This is a genomic window from Mucilaginibacter lappiensis (assembly GCF_050433765.1).
GTDB classification, from domain to species: domain Bacteria; phylum Bacteroidota; class Bacteroidia; order Sphingobacteriales; family Sphingobacteriaceae; genus Mucilaginibacter; species Mucilaginibacter lappiensis_A.
This window is the reverse complement of sequence record NZ_JBNPWP010000002.1, coordinates 442,740-463,712: the sequence shown is the minus strand read 5'-3', so window position 1 is coordinate 463,712 and position 20,973 is coordinate 442,740. Positions and strand designations below refer to the sequence as shown.

General features: G+C 41.0%; 11 protein-coding genes. 2 read left to right on the top strand and 9 right to left on the bottom strand.

Translation table 11 applies throughout. The features are described 5' to 3' along the window. Positions 1 to 43 precede the first annotated feature (43 nt). The 7 genes from M2273_RS07380 to bglX form a co-directional block, all read right to left on the bottom strand. Complete coding sequence (locus M2273_RS07380; protein ID WP_429394873.1) at positions 44 to 1,609, bottom strand: FG-GAP-like repeat-containing protein; 1,566 nt, start codon at positions 1,607 to 1,609, stop codon at positions 44 to 46. A gap of 48 nt (positions 1,610 to 1,657) precedes the next feature. Further along, the gene (locus tag M2273_RS07375) at positions 1,658 to 3,217 is read right to left on the bottom strand and encodes an FG-GAP repeat domain-containing protein (protein ID WP_429394870.1); all 1,560 of its coding nucleotides are present in this window, start codon (positions 3,215 to 3,217) and stop codon (positions 1,658 to 1,660) included. A 16-nt stretch (positions 3,218 to 3,233) separates the two neighbouring features. After that, complete coding sequence (locus tag M2273_RS07370) at positions 3,234 to 4,553, bottom strand: vanadium-dependent haloperoxidase (RefSeq protein WP_429394867.1); 1,320 nt, start codon at positions 4,551 to 4,553, stop codon at positions 3,234 to 3,236. A gap of 10 nt (positions 4,554 to 4,563) precedes the next feature. Next, entirely contained in the window at positions 4,564 to 8,184 is a 3,621-nt protein-coding gene (locus tag M2273_RS07365; protein ID WP_429394866.1) for a VCBS repeat-containing protein, read from the bottom strand. 85 nt (positions 8,185 to 8,269) lie between these two features. Next, complete coding sequence (locus tag M2273_RS07360) at positions 8,270 to 10,081, bottom strand: RagB/SusD family nutrient uptake outer membrane protein (RefSeq protein ID WP_429394864.1); 1,812 nt, start codon at positions 10,079 to 10,081, stop codon at positions 8,270 to 8,272. A 26-nt stretch (positions 10,082 to 10,107) separates the two neighbouring features. Then, the gene (locus M2273_RS07355; RefSeq protein WP_429394862.1) at positions 10,108 to 13,386 is read right to left on the bottom strand and encodes a SusC/RagA family TonB-linked outer membrane protein; all 3,279 of its coding nucleotides are present in this window, start codon (positions 13,384 to 13,386) and stop codon (positions 10,108 to 10,110) included. Between the two features lie 874 nt (positions 13,387 to 14,260). Then, entirely contained in the window at positions 14,261 to 16,576 is a 2,316-nt protein-coding gene (gene bglX / locus M2273_RS07350; protein ID WP_429394859.1) for a beta-glucosidase BglX, read from the bottom strand. Positions 16,577 to 16,777: 201 nt separating this feature from the next. On the opposite strand from bglX, the gene M2273_RS07345 reads away from it, so the two are divergent. Further along, a complete protein-coding gene (locus tag M2273_RS07345; protein WP_429394857.1) occupies positions 16,778 to 17,539 on the top strand; it encodes an NUDIX hydrolase in 762 nt (253 codons plus the stop codon). Positions 17,540 to 17,560: 21 nt separating this feature from the next. On the opposite strand, the gene M2273_RS07340 is transcribed toward M2273_RS07345, so the two are convergent. Then, entirely contained in the window at positions 17,561 to 17,797 is a 237-nt protein-coding gene (locus M2273_RS07340) for a hypothetical protein (RefSeq protein WP_429394855.1), read from the bottom strand. Between the two features lie 148 nt (positions 17,798 to 17,945). Here M2273_RS07340 and M2273_RS07335 point away from each other — a divergent pair, with 148 nt between their 5' ends. After that, complete coding sequence (locus M2273_RS07335; RefSeq protein WP_429394853.1) at positions 17,946 to 19,814, top strand: M1 family metallopeptidase; 1,869 nt, start codon at positions 17,946 to 17,948, stop codon at positions 19,812 to 19,814. An 11-nt stretch (positions 19,815 to 19,825) separates the two neighbouring features. Here M2273_RS07335 and M2273_RS07330 read toward each other — a convergent pair whose 3' ends face one another. Then, a complete protein-coding gene (locus M2273_RS07330) occupies positions 19,826 to 20,626 on the bottom strand; it encodes an SDR family NAD(P)-dependent oxidoreductase (RefSeq protein ID WP_429394851.1) in 801 nt (266 codons plus the stop codon). Positions 20,627 to 20,973: the final 347 nt, after the last annotated feature.

Genomic DNA, 20,973 nt, shown 5'->3' with positions numbered 1-20,973 from the left:
GTTAATAATGTACTTATTTATCATTTCATTATACTATTGCTGCTTAATGCGCTTTTACAGCTTCTTTTTTTAGGGTATTGTGAAGTACGATCAAGGGTTCGTACAGATCCCAGTTGGGTTCAACATCTTTTTGGATCATAAGCCCCTTTGCCCCTGCCGAAAAATTACCCAGGATAATATCCATATTACCATCATGGTCAATATCGTTTACATCCATTGATATCCAGCGGCCATACCTGCTAATGGGGATCTCATGAACTTTAAACTTACCGGGACTGGTTTGTTCATGATACGTAAACCCTTCTTCAGGGTGATATTTAAAATCAGGAAAAAAGGCGATTACGGCTATATCCAGATCGCCATCATGATCAAAATCGGTAGCCATAGCTTTTGAACAACCGTTAATGTGATAAAAATAGGTTTGTTTAAATTTCCAGTTGCCCTGGTTTATAAAAATATATACCCCATGATAAGGCTTAAGCACCGGCGAAAAATCATTATTATCGCCGCAGGTATATAAAATATCCAACTGGCCATCGTGGTTAATATCAATTAACTGAAAACTGCTTGAACCATATACTGATGGAAAGCGAAGCAGGTTTTGAGTACTAAAACCGCCCTTTTTATCATTTAAAAACAGCCAAACCCCTTCATCGGCCTGGGCAAATAAACAGGCAATATCGGGCCAGCCATCGTGGTTAAAATCGCCGGTATATACCTGGGTTGCACCGGGTATGGCCCTTATCGCTTTTCTTTTAAATTGGTGATTGGCTTGTTGCTGCACCAGATATAAGCCCCCCTGATTATGCCCAAAGCCGCAGGATACATAGTCCATCAGACCATCCTTGTTAAAATCGGCATAGGTACTTTTTACCGGGCGTGGCAGGCTGTCTGTAATTACTTTTGTGTTGTTTGTTGATTTGCTGTTCAGGCTAATGTTTATCAATTGCCCCTTAAGCTCATCATTGGGTGGTAATATCCCTATGCAGGTTAAAACAGCGCCATTAGGTTCTGATTCGGTTTTAAAAAAATTAGCGTCGGTAACTGGTGAGCGAAGTTGTTTAACCAATACAGGTTGCAGGTTGCTGTTCCATTTGTATAATTTGCTGCCTACATTACCCGTATAAATATAGTTATCGTTGGGATTATAAGCAACCATACTCGTAGTAGCCTGCGGTCCCTTATGCTCAACATATGGAGGTTGTTTCAGGCTAAATATGGCCCAATCCTTTACAGCATTAGGTTTGGGGATAAGCAGTTTTTTAGGCGATGCGGTTTTATACCAGGTTAAAATCTTATACCAATCATTTTTAGATATAGTTGTTGTTGACGAAACCAGGTAACTACTCATAAAGCTCTTAAATCCAAATTTGGGGGCCATTGCCGGCATAACGCCTGTTTCCCAGGTATAACTGTCAAGCAATGCCGGATCGGGCAGTTGGTGGCAGCTTGAACAATGCACCGCTGCCAGTTTTTTACCCTTGGCTAAATATTCTTCATTACTTATGGTATTACTTTTATTACCGCAACTATTCAATGTGGCAACTGCAAGCGCCAAAACCATTAATATGCCTAACTTATTTACCGGCAACCTGTAGTTTTTAATCATGTACACATTTCCATTTTGCAAACACATGCAGGGTGCAGCTTTTATATTTTATTTTTTGATATAATTTTCGAGCACTATTAAAGGCAAACTTTTATCCCATGTTGGTTTAAAACCAGGTATGAACATAAAACCGCTTGAATAATTGCCTAATATAATGTCCGGTTTACCATCGTTGTTCTGATCGGCTACATCCATGCACATCCAACGGCCGTACTGGCTTACCGGAATGGCGTGTGGTTTAAAATCAAAAGGTTTGTTCTGTTCAAAATAAATAAACTCCTCTTCCGGGGTATTCTTCATATCGGCAAAAAAGGCTATTGTAGCAATATCCAGATCGCCGTCGCCATCAAAATCAACAGCTACAGCTTTTGTACAGCCGTTAATAGGATAAAACCAGCGTTGTTTAAAGTTCCAATTGCCGGTATTGGTATAAATGTATAAGCCATGATAAGGTTTTATCCTTCGAGAGTCTTTATAATTATAACCACAGGTATATATAAGATCAGGATTACCATCATGGTCCATATCAGCCAGCTGAAAACTGGTAGATCCGTATACCGGCGGGAAACGTAACAGGTTCTTTGTGGTAAAACCACCATTGTGATCGTTTAAAAATTGCCACAGGCCTTCATCGGCACTGCCTATCAACACCATTACATCGGGCCAGCCATCTTTATTAAAATCGCCGGTTACGGCTTGTACTGCACCTGGTTTATTAAAAATAGTTTCCTGTGTATACGAATGATCACGATTTTGTTTTAGCAGGAAAACCCCGCCTTTAAGTTTACCCTGCCCGCAAACCACCATATCGGCAAGGCCATCTTTATTAAAATCGGCAAATACGGTTTGCTGCGGCCGTGGCAAATCAGATGCCACAAATGTTTGGTCGTTATTTAACTCTTTGGCATCAAGGTTAACTTTTACCACTTTGCCATTAGGAAAATCAGCAAGCTCCAAACGGCCAACACATGAAAAGTATCCCGCATTATTACCGGCAGTATCTTTGGCAAAACCCACATTTACTGCTGGCGATGGTAAGGTACCCAATGAATCTGGCTTTAAATTACTATCCCAGCCCAGCAGTTTCGCATTTGTAAAATCGGCACTATATAGCTTATGTGTATACGGATTAACTGCCACCATGGTGGTAAAACTTGTATAGTTTACTGGCGCTGGTTTTTTTAAGGTAAATCCGGCCCAATCAGCCAACAAAGGGGTGGGCTTTTTGGCGGCCACGATGGTATCCGGAGCGGCTTTTTTATAATATTCAACTATGGTGAGCCACTCTTGTAAGGTTGCACCGGTAGTATCAGCCACATTTCTTTTAAAATAGGTAGGTCCGTAAAGTGATATATGCATATAACTGGCCATGTAGGGCAGCACATGCCTTTCCCAAACATCTTTACTCAGGGCATTTACCGGTACAAGAGCATGGCAGCGCGTACATTTTAACTGTGCAAGATTTTGTCCGTCAACCAAAACATTCCCGGTTAACTTATAGGGCTCGCTGGTTTTTCGTTTACAAGCGTTCATGAGCGTTATGCCCGATAATAACACGGTGAACAATAACAGATAAGATGTTATTAAATAATTCTTCTTAAAACTCATAAGGATAGACAGCCTGTTATTTCTTTAGTTTTAGTTTTTTCCAAATGTATTCGCCCACTTGCCGGCCCTGCACAGCCCCCTGATCAACACTGTTACGATAATGAATACCGCCATAAAACCTGCTGATGGAGGTTTCGTCTGATGCCTTTAAAAAAGAATCGAAATGGCGTTGCATACCGATGTACCTGAGGTCGCTGGTATCCTGGTAAGCAAAGTTATCGCCAAACAAATGGGTTAGTACAACAGCCGACGCACCGCTGATATCACTGTGCCCGCTTGGGTATTCAGGAAACGGCGGGGTTTGCAGCATAGGCAGCCAGTCATGGTCAATTTTATCATTAATAACTGTTACCGGCCTTATATAATTCAGATCGTATTTTACCTGCCAGCCGCAAATAAATGCATCAAAAAGGGCTATTGATGTAAGGGCATAAACCTGGGCGGTTTTTACCACATCGGCATGGGTTTGTTTACAGGCAATTGCCGCAATACCTATCCAGTGACCGCCTGGTGTAATTTTTTTATTGGCAAACATCATGTGTCCGTTGTGCTGAATTACAAAAGGGTTATCATCCCAAAACCGCGCGATATCCTTTTGCTCCTGGGTAAGGTTTTTACTCTGCTCATAAACTTCTACATTTTGCTTAAAATAGGCGCTGTTCTTATCTTCGCTGAAAGGTGGCGGAGGGGGCAGCGGGAAATTGGTTGAGGTATCAACAGCAAAAGTATGCATGGTGCCCCAGCAAAACTCCACGCCATCCAAATAATCGGGTGGTGTGGGGTGCCATTGACCCGGGTTATCATTACCTAAAAACCGGGGCTTACCACGCGTTTGCGGATAATTATCTGTAGCGCTGCGTTTTAATACATATTTGCCAATTTGCTCACCAAACGCAACAGAACGCGCATAGGTTGAATCGTCGAGATTATCCTTGTAACTGGCAAATACCTTGTCTTCGTACTTTTTAAGCGTATCAACCGAAAAGGTGATCTTATGGGCTACTGTAAAAAATGCTTTGGTAGCTGCCAGGGTATAATTATAAGTTTTGTTTTTTTGTGGCTTGGGTGGCTCACCAAACCCCTTCAACTGCGCTGTAATTGAATTATAATCAGGGTTGGCATAACGTATCGCTTCATAGGCAGCCAAGGTGGTATAGCCATAAATACGGGCGGCCACCGGGGGCGTAAACACATCATATATAATTACCTGTGTTAGCTGATCAACGTTTTGATGCATTACATTGGCATCATTCATTAAAGCTGCCTTTTTTTTATGCCCGCAACTAAAAATCAAAAAAATACCCGCAACGGCTATAAATATTTTAAAGCATCTCATATATCAATGATTAATTAAGCTGTATGTTTCTTTGGTGGCCATAGCTATCAGTTATCGTTACTGATGCCATATTGTTTTCAATATTAAAAAATCTGCCCGACTGTGACAAGAAAGAACTACCATTATAAAATTCCTGTTTAGTTGTTTTACCATTTTTATATTTTATAGTAGCATATGCATCCAGCGGTTGCAGATTGACTGTTTTAATCTGTCTTTTTAATTCAAATAATTTCATTGCATCCCTGTTTTGGGTAGCAGCTAACAGATAATTACCTTTTGCTCCTTTTAATTTAACCAAAGCTTTGCCATTACCCGAGATGTAAAGCCCCCCTTGTAATAAGCTCAATGGTTTAAATCCACCTTTGCCATCGCCTTTAAGTATTAAACCATTAAAAGCATCATAACGCCCCGTTGTAACCTCGGTACCATAATCATTACCGTTTATGGCCACATCAAGGTTGCCATCACCATCAAAATCATCAACAGTAATGCCACATAGCTCAGATACCTGTGCTTCAACTGGTAAGGGTATAGCGGTAAACTTACCATTGCCATCATTACGCAAATAACAGGATTCCAGGTAATTTGCCTTTAGTCTTACCGCTCCTTTACGCATTTCCGGGGTTATTACGGAGTCCATTGTTGCTATAGCAAATGATTTGTAATTCTGATATCTGACGCGCATACTGATCATTTGTTTTATGATATCATCACGTCCCTGGGCCGGAAATTCCTGCATCACTCCCTCCTGATCTTTGAGGAAAACCGAGGGGAAAGCATCATAACTGCCATTATTATCAAAATCTTTAGCGGTAATATATATCGGATACTGTTCTGTGGCTTTGTAAAAAGTGTTCAAGCCTGTATTACCAACTATATAATCAATATCGCCATCATGGTCAAAATCGCCGGCGGCAATGGTATTCCACCAGCCCAGCTTATTTTCAACGCCGGTATTATTGGTCACGTTTTTAAAGGTGCCTTTATCATTTTCAAGAAAAGTGATAGGCATCCACTCGCCGGTAAGTATCAGATCGGGCCAGCCATCATTATTAAAATCAGTAAATGTGGCATCACACACCAGGCCAACATCTTTTAACGCTTTAGCCGCAGTTGCCGACACATCAGTAAACTTAATTACCCCGTTTTTACTGTCATTACGTAAAACAAAGCTCGAAACCGGTTTAGGATAATTCCAGGGGTCAACACGACCTGAAACAAACAAGTCAAGCTTACCATCCCGGTTAAAATCTGCAGCCTTAACACATAATTTACTGGTGAGGTTTTTAGGCAAGGCATCTGGTTGTAGTTTAAAGTTGCCTTTACCGTCATTTATATACAGCCTGTCCTGGTAATTTGACGATCCTGGTTCACTTTCAAATCCGCCGCTGGCTATATACAGGTCCGGGTGGCCATCGCCATCGGCATCAAACAATAATATCCCCTCATCTTTAACCCTTACCTTGGGCGCCAGATAGTCATTATGCGCCGAGGCCGCGTTGGCGGTTAACGGAACTTCATGTGCCTGTGGTAACAGGTCGCGTTGTATAAATTTACCACTTGCCTGCTGCAATAATACCTGAGCAGGATATTGGGTTGTACCGCCAATTACCATATCATCAGAGCCATTGCCATCAACATCGCCAACAGCTATGGCCGGGGCATATTCTGATAATTTATGAGGTATTAGTTTTTGAATGTTAAAATCAACATAATCCCTATCCTGATGTTTATAGGTAATGCCTGCCGATCTTGTTATCTCCCTAAACAATGACGCCTTGTTAATTACAGGCTGAGTAAAATTATAGTTCTCCTTAGCATCGGCAATGTTTACTTTAAGGGTTTGATTAGCTTTTACATTGCGCAGGGTCTGTTTCTTCCCATTGTCCCACCTGATCACCACCGAATCGAGGCTGGTTACTTTGCCCAACCCAAAATGTGCTATATTTTGTATGGATGATAAATACCCCCGGTAAGGTGTATTTTCATACACCTGCTGTTTGCCATGGTCATAATAAATATTGGCCCAGGCACCAATACCATCAAGATTTTGCCCGTTGCCATGAAATTGTATATGTAAATAATTATTATTGTTCTTATCCTTTTCCCTTGCGGTATTTTTGTATATAAATGCTTCATCATCAATATTGTTGATGATCATGTCCATAGTACCATCATTGTCAAGATCGGCATAAGCAGCACCATTTGAAAACGATGGAATACCAAGTCCCCAGGTTTTAGTTACATCTTCAAACTGTAACCCATTGGTATTTTTAAATGCATAATTAGGTATTTTTACAATAGGTATCTGATCAAGCACCTGTTGTGTTGATGCCACCGAATAAGCTTGTTGCCTGAACATAATAAAATCATGATCGGTTACATCGCGCGGATAGCCATTGGTTATTATAATATCGCGATATCCGTCATTATCAAAATCGGTGATCATTGGGCCCCAACTCCAATCAGTTTGACCTACACCACTTAAAAAAGCGGTTTCGCTAAAGGTTGGGTCGCCGATGGAATCGTTTTGCCCCAGGCGCGGCCCCTGGTTAATTTGTAAAGTATTGCGTGTGTATTGATATTGGTATTTATAGCGATCAAAGTTTTGATAGATCTGATAATTATTTGATGGCATGAACATTTTTTTCCGGTAATTATCCTCAGGATTCATATCCACCTCAAATACATCAGCCAGTCCGTCATTATTCACATCTTCAAAATCCTGCCCCATTGAACTAAATGCGGTATGCTTAAAATACTCCTGTGCCCTATCAGTAAAAGTACCATCGTGATTGTTGATGTACAATATATTGCTTGGCAAAAAATCATTGGTTACATAAATATCTTTCCAGCCATCTTTGTTGATATCAACAATGCTGGCGGCATGGCCATATCCTTCAATAGTGATGCCTGCCTGTTTTGATACATTGGTGAATACGGCATGTTTTAATCTCTGATCCCAGTCATTACGGTAAAGCCTGCCGGTACTGCGGTGGCTGCCATCTGTTATTATTGGCCTGAATGTACTTTGATTATCGCTTGCTACAGCCTCGTTAACTGTGAGGTACATATCCAGATCGCCATCATTATCATAATCAAAAAAAGATGCCATGGTAGAGTGAACATTAATATCTAAACCATAGTCCTTAGCCATTTCTTTAAAACGGGGTACTCCGTCCTTACCTACGCCCTGGTTAACATACAGTAAGTTTGTTCTTTTAACAGAATCGTCTAATAAAGTATTACATACATAAATATCAGGTAAACCATCACTGTTAATATCAACAATGGCAACTCCGCGGCCCCAGCCCCCTTTACCACCCACACCAGCCTTTGTAGTTACATCTTCAAACTTCATATCGCCCTTGTTAAGATATAACCTATTGGGCACGGCATTGCCAATAAAATAAATATCCTGAAGGCCATCATTATTAAAATCCCCTACGCCCACACCGCCACCGTTATAAATATTAAGCATGGTGAGTGGATTTACCTTTGCGTTTTCGACTATAGTATTACTAAAAGTTACCCCTGAGTGCGAAGACGGTATCTTTTCAAAAAGGGTTGTTTTTTTGCAGGCCGATAACACACATGCAAACAAGCAAATATAGGGGAGTAAGTACTTCATTAATTTAAACAGTAGGCTATAAAAAAGGTGGAGATAAATATCTCCACCTAAAATTACACTTTTATAAATTTATAACAGATTTTAATTAATAACCATTGTTTTGTACCAATATAGCTTTACCACCCAATGATTTTGATAAATCTATTTGCTTGCCCGGGATTGGATAGTATTCATTTTTATTAGGAGTGAAATGAGCCCCTTGTAATTGTGAATTTATCCTTACATCGTAGGCAAAGAAAGCGTTAATTGCTGCAGCCATGCTACCATCGCTTGTTAATTTACCAGGAAGGCCAGCCGAAGCACCATCCCAGCGTTGCAGATCAAAGAAACGCATACCTTCCATACCAAATTCAAGTTTCCTTTCAAACCTAACCGCTTTACGGGCATAGTTTTTATCGCCAAATGAACCGGCAGGATATGGGCTTACTTTATACTTATCAGCAGGAGTTGCAGTTATAGCATAGGTTGAAGATCCCGGAGCATAGGTTGAATTTTTGTAAACCCACCCTTTTACATTAGCTGCACGGGCCCTAACCAAATTAACATCCGTTTCTGCTGCAGCAGTGCTTCCTACCTCAATTTCAGCCTCAGCAGCCATTAACAGGATATCAGAATAACGCATCAGGTTAATGTTGTTTGATACCAGCTGAACGTTGTTCCATACACCTGGGGTAACATCTGAGTTTGAACCTCTCTCGGCCAATGAATAAACGTTTTTACGTGGATTGAAAACACCATTTGTAGCATCACGTATCCAGTTTGGTTTTGGATTGCCCCAGTCAAGATAAGGAACACCCGGACGGCCAACAGTGATATCCAAACGCGGGTCAACATTACCACTCCATGGAGTAGCACCATTGCTCACATCCTGCCCCACTGTATTGTATGTATCCAATAATGGCAGCCCGTTAGCATCTGTTTTAAATGAGTTACCCAATGTTTGAGATGGGTTAAACCATCCGCAGCAACCACCCGGTGCACCATCGCCGTAAGGGAAATTCAAATCATCTCCGGCGTTACCATTTTGACCATTGGCACCGTCATTTACAGAAGTTTGTGCAGCAAATACCGATTCGGCACTGTTTTTCTGAGAAGCCTCAGGACTAAAGTTTTGCTGAAACACATCATTAAGCTTGTATTTATCGCCTTTGGAGGTTACACCACCTGATATCAGCCCCTGTAATAAAGGCAAAGCGGCAGCGAAATTACGCTCATACATGTATGTTTTTGCTAAATAAGCCTGTGCAGCCCATTTATTGGCACGACCCACGTTATTTGGTATGGCAGGCAAGTCTGCCATAGCAGCCTTAAAATCAGCTTCTATTTTAGGGAAAATTTCGGCTGTATTGGGAACATTGTAGTCTGTTGTTGTTTCATCAACATAAGGTACTTGTCCAAAAGTTCTCCTTAACTCCAGGTAATAGAAAGCACGTAAGAACTTTGCTTCCGCAGCTATTACTTTTGCCTGATCGGCAGGAAGATCTTTTGCTACTGGAATAGTACGCAATACGTCGTTTGATCTTGCAACACCATCAAATAATACCGAGTACCTGTTTTGAATATAAATATTGAAGGTATTAGCGGTAAAGTTTCCAACCGGCAACGCATCCTGTCCACCATCTGATGGCTGAGAACCTTTGTAGGCGTCACCACCTGCAACACTACCAAACATCCAGTTTGAGCCTGATGCATTTGAACCGCCACCAATACCTCCTACACCATCTAACAACGAGTAGGCACCAATCAATATCCCGTTTACACCTGCCGCATTTGAAACAGTTGCCGGACTTAAATTTCCGATGGGGTTTTGATCTAAGAGGTTCTTTTTACAACTATATGCTAAGCATAGCGCCACTAAGACCAGGGGAACTATGACTTTTAAATGTATTTTTTTCATAATTTTTTTGCTAAAAACATTAAACATTAAAACGTTGCCTGAAGACCTACGCTATATCTCTTTTCGTTCGCCGGGTAGTTACCAAAGTCAATACCGAAACTGGTGTTATCACCCGCTGCATTATTATTAAGTGTTGAATTTGGTAATTCCGGATCTAAACCTGTGTATTTGGTAATGGTGAACAAGTTGTTCCCTAATACAAAAATCCTGAGTTTGGAGATACCGATCTTGTTTAATTTTGCAGCTGGAATGGTATAACCAATCTGTAAAGATTTTAACCTCAGGTATGAGCCGTTTTCAATATAGGAAGAGTTGAAAGCGCCGGTATTACCTATACTTGCCGCCCTGGTTAAAATTGGTATAGTTGCATTGCTGTTATCAGCGCCTGCATGCCATGAATCTGTTATGATATTAGCGCTCACGTTACCATCAAATACAGCAGGGAAGTTAGTCCAGTATTTAACATAGTTAACTACCTTGTTGCCATACACGCCATATAGGAATGCACTCAGATCAAACCCTTTATAGTTTGCGCTCAGGTTAAAACCACCTGTAAATTTAGGATTAGGGTTGCCAATAAAGGTACGGTCAGATAAATCTATTTTACCATCGCCGTTAACATCCTTTATTTTAAACAAACCCGGTTTAGCGTCAGAATATTTAGGTCCGGCGTCAACTTCAGCCTGATTTTGATATAAGCCTAATACCTGCAAACCGTAAAACTCACCCACTGGCTGTCCTGGTTGTAACCTTACAAAGTTTTGTAAACGGGTTGAACCACCGCTGTTAACATCTAAGAAAGGTGTACCTTGGTTTAACGCCTTAACTAAGTTACTGTAATGGCTAAAGTTAACTCCTAAGGTATATTTAAAATCGCTGATGCTACCGTGATAATTTACATTAATATCATAACCATTGTTACGTAAATCACCTGCATTAATATATGGAGGGTTTGGTACACCTGCCGGATCAGGCAACTGTGATTTGAATAACAAACCGGTTATTGTTTTTCTGTAATATTCAAAAGAGATATCAAGTGCATTATTCAGGATAGTTGCATCAAAACCAACGTTTAACACCTTATCTGTTTCCCAGGTAGTTTGTTTATTACCTTTTTGAGTAAGTGAAGAACCTAAATTAGCAGTATTGCCCTTTCCATCAATATCATAGTATTGAGTACCAGGACCTGCAGTGTATAAATCGAATGCATTATATGGTTGGGTTTGTACACCACTTAGCGATCCTAATGATCCGTAACCACCACGGAATTTCAAGTCATTCAACCAGCTTACGCCTTTCAGAAAATCTTCTTGTGAGGCTCTCCAACCCGCGGTTACCGAAGGAAATGTTCCGTAACGGGCTCCTTTGGCAAAGAATGAAGAACCATCACGCCTGATAGTTGCAGTTAACAGGTATTTATCAGCAAATGCATAGTTTAACTGAGCAAAGTATGATTGCAGCGTATTGGAAGTAAGCGCGCGGTTCACACTGTTATTGGTATTTTGCACACCAGCTGGTGATCCTGTATCCAAGTTAATATAGTCAGGATCAAGCGATGCGCTGTAATTACCCCGGCTACCTTGTACCTGGCGGGTGTAATTACTAGTATTTTCCTGACCTAATAACACGTTAATACTATGTTTACCAAACAGTTGATTATATTTCAACGTGTTGGTCCAGGTATAAAACGATCCGTAACCAGCAACCTCAGTGTATGAATTTGCACCGGTATTACCTTCAGCATTTTCGTAAGGTGTAGGGTTAAAGAAGCGGTTGTAAGTATTATAAAGGCGTCCACCAAATTGAGTACGTATGGTAAAATGTTTCAAGAAATCTGCCTCTCCAAAAACATTACCAATTACTTCCCAATCCTGGTTGTTTCCTCTAAGCTTGCTGTTAGCCAGGTTACGCTGAACAATAGCATAAGGGTTTGAGGAGTTACTTAAACCTGGTGACCTTGAACCGGCATAATTACCTTTAATATCAAAAACCGGGATTATAGGTGGTTCACGATATATGTATGAAACCGGGTTACCTTCGTTTTGGTTATTGATCTGTGGGTTGTTCTTGTTAAAGAAGTATGCATTTTCACCTACACGAACATGATCGGCAATATTGAAACTGGTATTAGCTCTTACAGAGTACCGTTTTTCAAAAGTTCCGATCAATGTACCTTGCTGGTTAAGATAAGCCACTGACATTAAATAAGTGCTTTTATCACTACCGCCACTTGCTGTAACACTGTGTGATTGCAGGGTAGCAGGCTTAAATACTTCATGGAACCAATCAGTACCCTGCTTGTTTGCCAAAGTTACCTGGTTACCAACACCGGTTTGAGGATTAAGCGTATAATCAGCAAGGGTTGTACCCGGATCGCCAATACGAGCACCAGCTGGTGAAATAAAATCAGGGATAGTATAAGTACCTGTTCCTTTAGGGTCAAATTGCTTGTTAACGTTTCCGTTAATACCACCGCCTATTTTACCATCATTTCTGTATGATTCAAATTCGGCCTGCATGTAGGTTTTGGTATCAGCCAGTTTGAATCCGTCAGATAGTGGTCTTGTAGTACCATAAAGGCCATCATAAGTGATTTGAGCTTTACCGGCTTTACCTTTTTTGGTGGTTATTACAATTACACCATTAGAAGCACGCACACCGTAAATTGATGCAGAACCCGCATCTTTCAATACCTGGATCGATTCGATATCGTTTACGTTGATATCATCCATTGCACCAGGGCTACCATCAACAATTACCAGTGGAGCGGTACTAAAAATAGAGCCGATACCACGAATGTTAACCGCGGAAGCTCCGCCTGGTGAACCGGAATTGGTAACCGTAACACCCGCCGCCTGTCCTTGTAACAAGGAAGTACTGTTACCTGCAGGTACAGATTTAAATGTAGCCACATTAACAACGGCTACTGAACCCGTGATGTCCTTTTTACGTTGAGAACCGTAACCAGTAACAACAACTTCGTTCAGTGAATTATTGCCCGCCTGTAGCGTGATCCTCAGATTGGCATCAGTACCTACCTGTATTTCGGTAGTTTGATAACCGATATAAGAAACCACCAGTGTGTTGCCCGGGCTTAGGCTTAGCGTAAATTCGCCGTTAACATCTGTTACAGCGCCTGTAGTAGTACCTTTGATACGTATTGACGCACCAACTACGGGTAATTTGTCATCGCTTCCGATAACCTTCCCCTTGTACTTTGTTTGGGCTGTAACTACCAATGAAGAGATCAGGCAGCATAATAGCACACCCAGAAACCTTCCTTTTAGGAGTAAACTTTTAAACATGAGATTGAGATTTAGTTGATTAATATATTTGATTTAAGATTTTAAGTCGATAACTGGTATTTTAAGTTTACAATGGACAATAAAGTATTTCAGGATAAGCAGTTTGCGGGACGCAAAAAAAATGACATTGCTGCTTTGGTTACGCAGCCTTTTAAAACTTGAAGACTTGAAAAAGAATGAATGTAAAAGTTTTATCATATGATCTTCTCGTAATAAATTTTTAACCTCCCCCCTGCTTCACCCGCTTTTTTAAATGCCCGCCTGATGAGCGAACATTAAAACTTAAATGTTATAATAATATTAGATTCTGTATAATTCCGGTTGTTCCAGAAATTTATATTGGCTATGGAACTAATGTAACGAGAGTGTACTGTTTACACAAGTGAAAAATGCAGATTTGCAAATTAATTATTGGTAAATCATTATAGCAGCCAAACATTACAAATTGCAGGTGTTTTATTAATAAAATATTAACAAATGTGCCCTTTTTATAAAAATATAGCAATGTAAAAATATTGATACTAATGATAATGCATCCTAAAAAGTTGAAAACAAGCTATAATAATGAATGAGAGGAACTCAAAACCCTCTATTTTTTTTTCATTAAGCACATTAAAATTTTGTACCCGCAATGCTCCTTTAGTGTTAAAATATCATTACAATCTGTCAATAATGTCATTACAACATTTATTATTTTTAATTATTTATAACTGTAATACAAACATTTATAAATAATATCTTAAAATAATAAATGTTTACTTTACAATTATTAATTCCATACTTTAAGCATAAAAAATGCACCAGCTAATAACCAAAAGAGCACCGGTATTGTAAATACCGGTGCTCTTTTATTAGCCCAACAATTAGTTACTAATTATTTATCCCATTGCACTGATGCACTGTGCGTATCACTGGAGTTAGTACCAATTTGTACAATGAACTTACCCGGCTCCCAGTCATATTTAAGCTGGGTATTGTAAAATTTCAATTCCTCTGGAGTAATGTTAAAGGATACTTCTTTTTGTTCGCCTGGTTGCAGGTTTATCTTTTTAAAGTTCTTTAATTCTTTTACCGAGCGGCTGATACTGGCCACCGGATCGCTGATGTATAGCTGTACCACTTCTTCACCTGCATATTTACCGGTATTGGTTACGGTAACAGTTGCTGTAAGTGTTTCGGTACCTTTAAGCTTTGTTTTATTGAGCTTAACATCGCTGTAACCAAAAGTTGTATAGCTTAAGCCATATCCAAACGGATAAAGCGGATCATTCGATATATCAAGGTAATTTGATTTGAACTTTGACGGCCCTTTACCATCATATGGTCTGCCGGTGTTTTTGTGATTGTAGTAAATTGGTATTTGCCCTACACTACGCGGAAAGGTGGCAGTTATTTTACCGGCAGGGTTATAGTCGCCAAACAATACATCAGCTATAGCATTACCTGCCTCGGTGCCTGGTGCCCAAACATCCAATATAGCACTGGCATGTTCATCTTCCCAGGTTAAGGTAAGCGGACGGCCGTTAAACAATACTATAACCAATGGTTTACCTGTTTTAGCCAGCGCCTTCAGCATGTTTTTCTGACTTTCAGGAATATCAATATCCGCCCTGCTTGATGATTCGCCCGACATGCTTTGCGATTCGCCTACTACAGCTACAATCACATCTGATTTTTTGGCGGCTTCAACAGCTTCGTTCAATAGTTCATCAGCTGGTTTCTTATCAACAGTTACCATTTGCTGGCCAAAAAAGTTAAGCCTTTGTATAAATGAGCTATCCTCGGTTATATTGGCACCTTTGGCATAATTAATAGTAACCCCGTTACCTACCAGGTTTTTAATCCCCTGCATTACACTGATTGATTTTTCCCAGTCGCCGGCAACAACCCAGGTACCCAGCATATCGCGCTGGTTATTGGCCAATGGCCCTACCAATGCAATTGAACCCGTTTTTTTAAGCGGCAAAGTTTGCGCGCTGTTTTTTAGCAATACAAATGAATGTTTGGATATATTTCTGGCCTCGCTACGGTTTTCTGGTGTTAATACATCTTTTGTTTCCCTGGTGGCATCTATTGATTTATAGGGATTATCAAAAAGGCCCAATTTATACTTAGCTTCCAGCACCCGGCGGCAAGCCAGGTCAATTTCCTGTTTGGTTACTTTGCCTTCTGCAAGTGATTTTTTTAAGGTGGTTAAAAATCCTTCGCCTACCATATCCATATCAAGCCCCGCTTTTAAAGCCAATGCCGATACCATTTGCAGATCGCCAAGCCCATGGGCCTCCATTTCGTTAACAGCTGTATAATCTGATACTACAAAACCTTTAAAACCCCATTGTTTACGCAATACATCAGTTAGCAGCCATTGGTTACCTGTTGCAGGCACACCATCAATAGTATTAAACGAGCTCATGAAACTACCCGCACCTGCATCAACAGCGGCCCGGTAAGGCGGCAGGTAATCCTGGTACATTTTAATACGGCTCATATCAACCGTATTATATTCACGACCGGCCTCGGCGCCGCCATATAAGGCAAAGTGTTTTACGCAAGCCATTACCGCATCGGCATTTTTCATGCTACTGCCCTGGTAACCTTGAATCATTGCTTTAGCCACCTGCGATCCGTACCACGGGTCCTCGCCCGATCCTTCTGAGATACGGCCCCAGCGTGCATCACGGGCAATATCAACCATTGGCGAGTAAACCCAGTTAAGCCCTTCGGCAGTAGCCTCTTTTGCTGCAATTTGTGCCGATCGTTTGATCAGGCCCATATCCCAGGAAGCTGATAGCCCTAGCGGAATAGGAAAAATAGTACGGTGCCCATGTATCACATCAAGGCCAAAAATAAGCGGGATATGTAATCTTGTACTTTTTGTTGCCAGGTCCTGCACTTCTTTTACTTTATCGGCGCCCCAAATACCAAACACGCCGCCAATGGCGCCTTTTTTAATTTTATCTTCAACTCCTTTATTTACTACCGAGCCCGTTGTAGCTGCACCGATGGTTACCAGGTTAAGTTGCCCTATTTTCTCGTCAATGGTCATTTTGTTTATCAGACCAGTAACAAAAACATTCATTTTGGTATCTTCTGTTTTGGTTTGGGCCAGTACCTTATTAAAAGGCAGCAATACAACAACACAAAGCGGAATAACCCTGTTAATAATTCGGGTTGAAAAATACTTTTTCATTTTTTTAATTTAGGTATAACGGAAATTGGATAAACAAATATGGGTATAATAAAAGCTAAGTAACTGTATGTTACCAACTTATTTTACTAAAAATCTAATGATTATAACTGGCTAAAACAAACAACAAAACCATGGTGTATAAAGTACACAATTGTAATTATTATAATTAAATAATCAAAGTATTTTTGTACAATAGCACAAATGTTAACTAAAGAACAACTTATTGAATACAGCGATGATGCCCGCAAAAACTACCTCGATCATGTTTCTATTGATTGTGTGGTTTTTGGTTTTCATGAGGGGCAAATGAAAGTGCTGCTGTTAAACCCCCATAATGAAGAACGGTGGTTACTGCCGGGCGGCTTTGTATTAAAGCAGGAGCCTATTGAAATGGCCGCCAATCGCATATTAAAAGAACGTACCGGGCTTGATAAGATATTTTTACAGCAATTTCATGTTTTTGGCGATCCTGATCGCGCGAAATTCCACAGCGACCTCTATAAAGATATGGTGCCCGATCATGAAAACTGGTTTTCAAACCGCTTTTTATCAATAGGTTATTATGCGCTGGTTGATTTTTTTGATGTCACCCCCCAACCCGATCAGTTTTCGGATTCATGTACCTGGCGAGATCTGGATGATATGCCCGAACTACTGCTTGATCATGAACAGATATTTAAAGCCGCTTTAGATGCCCTTCGCCTGCAGCTAAACTACCAGCCTATAGGTTATAACCTGATGCCAAGAGAATTTACCATGCCCGAGCTGCAAAAACTGTATGAAACCATATTGGGTAAAAAGCTTGACAGGCGTAACTTTCAGCGCCGTGTACTGGGTTTTGGAATACTGAACCGTGCCGAGCAGCCACGCAAAGGCGGCGCGCATAAAGCCCCTTACCTATACTCTTTTGATCTGGAAAATTACAAAAATGCTTTAACCGAAGGTTTTAAAGGAGGTTGGTAGTTGCAAATAAATAAAGATACTTTATTCAACTATGTATTCCAGCTTTACCTGTATGTGAAGGTCTTCGTTCATTTTGGCAAACTGCCGGGGATTGCGTGTAAAATCGGCATCGGTATCCATGTACATATTAATTATTTTAACCTCTTCGGGGTTTTTATCGGTACCTATGTTATATGTAAGGCCTTCACCACTCTCCAGGCTTTGTTTTAATTCCAGGTATTGCTTGCCTGTTATCATGATCATTTTTTCTGCAGTCATTGGTTTATTTTAGTTGTTTAGTATAGTTATTCAGGCTTCGGGGCTTTTCAATTATTAATGTGTTAAAATCACTTATTTGCCCGGTTTGCGTTCCTGTTTATCCTGTTTACTATATTTACCCCAAATATAACTGATATAACTTCGCTTAATGCTCAATCCTAAAAAATTACTCACTATAGTTTTATTATCAGGCAGTACGCTTTCATATGCCCAGGTTAAACTGCCAATTGCCGTTAACCTGCAAAACACCTACTTAAAAGGCACACGCACAACAGGCGGCGCGCCGGGTAAAAATTACTGGCAAAACACCGCCGATTATGCTATCAAAGTAAGTTTTAATCCGCAAAACCTAAATCTTAGCGGTACCGTAGCTATTGATTACATCAATAACAGCCCTGACACTCTTACCACAGTACAGTTTAAGTTGTATCCTAATTTATATAAAAAGGGCGTGATACGTGATATGCCCGTTGCAGCTGCCGATCTGACCGATGGTGTACACATCCAATCCCTTAGTATTAATAACCAGTTACAGGATAGCACTAAGCGCAAAATTGACGGCACAAACATGATGTTGCATGTACAGCCCATACTACCAAAGCAGCATGTTCATTTTGATATTGCCTATGCTTACACGCTCAACAAAACATCGCATATCCGTACAGGGCAAATTGATTCAGGAGCTTTCTTTGTTGCTTATTTTTTCCCGCGGATTGCTGTTTATGACGATATTGACGGTTGGAATCAATATCCATACCTGGGTTCGCAGGAGTTTTATAACGATTTTTGCCACTTTAATGCCGAGATCACCGTACCCAGCAATTACCAGGTTTGGGCTACCGGGAACCTGAAAAATACCGATGAGGTGTACCAGCCCAAATATGCCAAGCTAATAACCCAGGCCGGCGCCAGCGATCAGGTGACCGACATTATTACCGAAGCTGATGTAAAAGCCGGCAACATTACCAAAAACAATGCTACCAATACCTGGAAGTTTGAGGCAGATAGCGTAACCGACCTGGTTTTTGCTACGAGCAATCATTACATCTGGAAAGCATCAAGCCTGGTGGTCGATCCAAAAACCAGTCGCCGTACCCGTGTCGACGCGGTATTTAACCCGGTTCATAAAGATTATTTTGAGGTGGTGAACTATGCCCGCAAAACTGTGGAAACCATGAGCTACCAATTCCCGAAATGGCCTTACCCTTATCCGCACGAAACCGTTTTTGATGGCCTTGACCAAATGGAATACCCCATGATGGTTAATGACAATCCGCTTGAAGAGACTGCCGACGCCATTGAGCTTACCGACCACGAGATATTTCATACCATGTTCCCCTTTTACATGGGCACCAACGAAACCAAATACGGCTGGATGGACGAAGGCTGGGCTACCATTGCCGAGTGGCTCATCAGCCCGGTTATCGACACGAAAATTGTGGATATTTATGGCGTAGGCCCTACCGAAAACAGCGCGGGGAACGAACAGGATGCACCCATCATGACGCTTACCCCGCAGCTTACCGGCATAGCCAAATTTACAGATAGCTATCCAAAACCAGCCCTGGCCTATCTGTATATAAAAGATATGCTGGGCGACGAACTGTTTACCAAGGCGCTGCACTACTACATTAGCCAATGGCATGGCAAGCACCCCATGCCTTATGACTTTTTCAACTGCATCAACACCGGCTCAGGCACCAACCTCAACTGGTTCTGGAAAAACTGGTTCTTTGATAACGGCGTGCCAAATCTGGCCATCAGCAAAGTAAACAACCTGCAGCAAAAATATACAGTAACCATTACCAGCATAGGCACCAAACCTGTACCGGTAAACCTAACCGTATATTATACCGACGGCAGTAAACAACTGGTACATCAAAGCATTGCCTGCTGGGCCAAAGGCAATAAATCCACCACAGTTAAATTTACCGCCATCAAACCGGTTAAACAAATGATATTGGGCACCACTTATGATCCTGATACAGATAAGAAGGATAATGTTTGGCGCCCCTAAATCATGTGCTTTTAAGGCATGGAAGTAACTCTATAATTTAATCCGGCGGTTGTACCGCCGGTAACATCAACAGTAACCCCCGTAATCATGCCCGCCAGATCAGACGACAGGAATACGGCGACATTGGTTATATCTGCCATTAAGGGCAACTTTTTCAGCATAGTATCTTCTTTCATCTTTCTGATGATAGGTTCCATTTCTTTGGGGTTACTGTCGATGGCTTCTTTAAATACCTTTGAATCAGGGGAACCACCAGAACGGATATTTACCACACGTACGCCATATACACCCAACTCCGAAGCTAAATTCCGGGAAAAGCATTCTATGGCGCAACATGCCGGCGCGAAACCTCCCGTAAAAGGATAACCTATTCCCCCGGGTGTCGCTGTAAGCGATAAAATAACCCCCGATCCTTGTTTCATCATTACCTTACCGGCGGCTGTTGCCGTTAAGAAATGAGTTTGCATGGCAATAGTTATCGGGCGTGTAAAATCATCTGCCTTCATAGTCACCAAAGGGATACTTTGTACAACCTCAACTCCTATGGCATTAAACATGATATCTATTGTGCCTGCTTTATGTAATACCCCATCTATATGACTGTTGATTTCCTTTTCATTCAACGCGTCAACCTGATCCGCTTCGGCACTGCCACCGGAAGCAAGGACCTCATCTGCTACTTTTTTAACGGAGGAAAGATTGCGGCCGGTTAAAAACACTTTGGCGCCGGCACTGGCAAGTGCTTTGGCAACTGCGCCTCCTAAGGAACCACCGGCCCCGTATATAATTGCATTTTTGTTCTGAAGTATCATCGTATTTTGATTTTATTTAATATGAAGTACCATCGCCAGACCATCCGATATAATTGACCATTGACAGGCTTTAGTCATCACTTACCATCACCCAAAGCAACACTCAATTTGGCAGCATCATTATGACGTTATTGGTTGATTATTAGGGTTATTAAAGGTAAATAATTTTGAAACTTAATAAAAAATCTATTGGCATAAGTTAGCATATGAAGGTATTTCTGCACAGAGATCGATGATGCATTTTATAGCTGGATTTTCCCTGTAGCGGATTTAGATCGGGCATTTTTTATAACCGCTAAATCAATTTAACTTGATTAATTAATTACTTTTTCCGACATTTATAAAAT

Excerpts from the sequence above, each read along its gene's own strand:
- M2273_RS07380 (WP_429394873.1), bottom strand. The coding sequence starts at position 1,609 with ATGATTAAAAACTACAGGTTGCCGGTAAATAAGTTAGGCATATTAATG.
- M2273_RS07375 (WP_429394870.1), bottom strand. The coding sequence starts at position 3,217 with ATGAGTTTTAAGAAGAATTATTTAATAACATCTTATCTGTTATTGTTC.
- M2273_RS07370 (WP_429394867.1), bottom strand. The coding sequence starts at position 4,553 with ATGAGATGCTTTAAAATATTTATAGCCGTTGCGGGTATTTTTTTGATT.
- M2273_RS07365 (WP_429394866.1), bottom strand. The coding sequence starts at position 8,184 with ATGAAGTACTTACTCCCCTATATTTGCTTGTTTGCATGTGTGTTATCG.
- M2273_RS07360 (WP_429394864.1), bottom strand. The coding sequence starts at position 10,081 with ATGAAAAAAATACATTTAAAAGTCATAGTTCCCCTGGTCTTAGTGGCG.
- M2273_RS07355 (WP_429394862.1), bottom strand. The coding sequence starts at position 13,386 with ATGTTTAAAAGTTTACTCCTAAAAGGAAGGTTTCTGGGTGTGCTATTA.
- bglX (WP_429394859.1), bottom strand. The coding sequence starts at position 16,576 with ATGAAAAAGTATTTTTCAACCCGAATTATTAACAGGGTTATTCCGCTT.
- M2273_RS07345 (WP_429394857.1), top strand. The coding sequence starts at position 16,778 with ATGTTAACTAAAGAACAACTTATTGAATACAGCGATGATGCCCGCAAA.
- M2273_RS07340 (WP_429394855.1), bottom strand. The coding sequence starts at position 17,797 with ATGACTGCAGAAAAAATGATCATGATAACAGGCAAGCAATACCTGGAA.
- M2273_RS07335 (WP_429394853.1), top strand. The coding sequence starts at position 17,946 with ATGCTCAATCCTAAAAAATTACTCACTATAGTTTTATTATCAGGCAGT.
- M2273_RS07330 (WP_429394851.1), bottom strand. The coding sequence starts at position 20,626 with ATGATACTTCAGAACAAAAATGCAATTATATACGGGGCCGGTGGTTCC.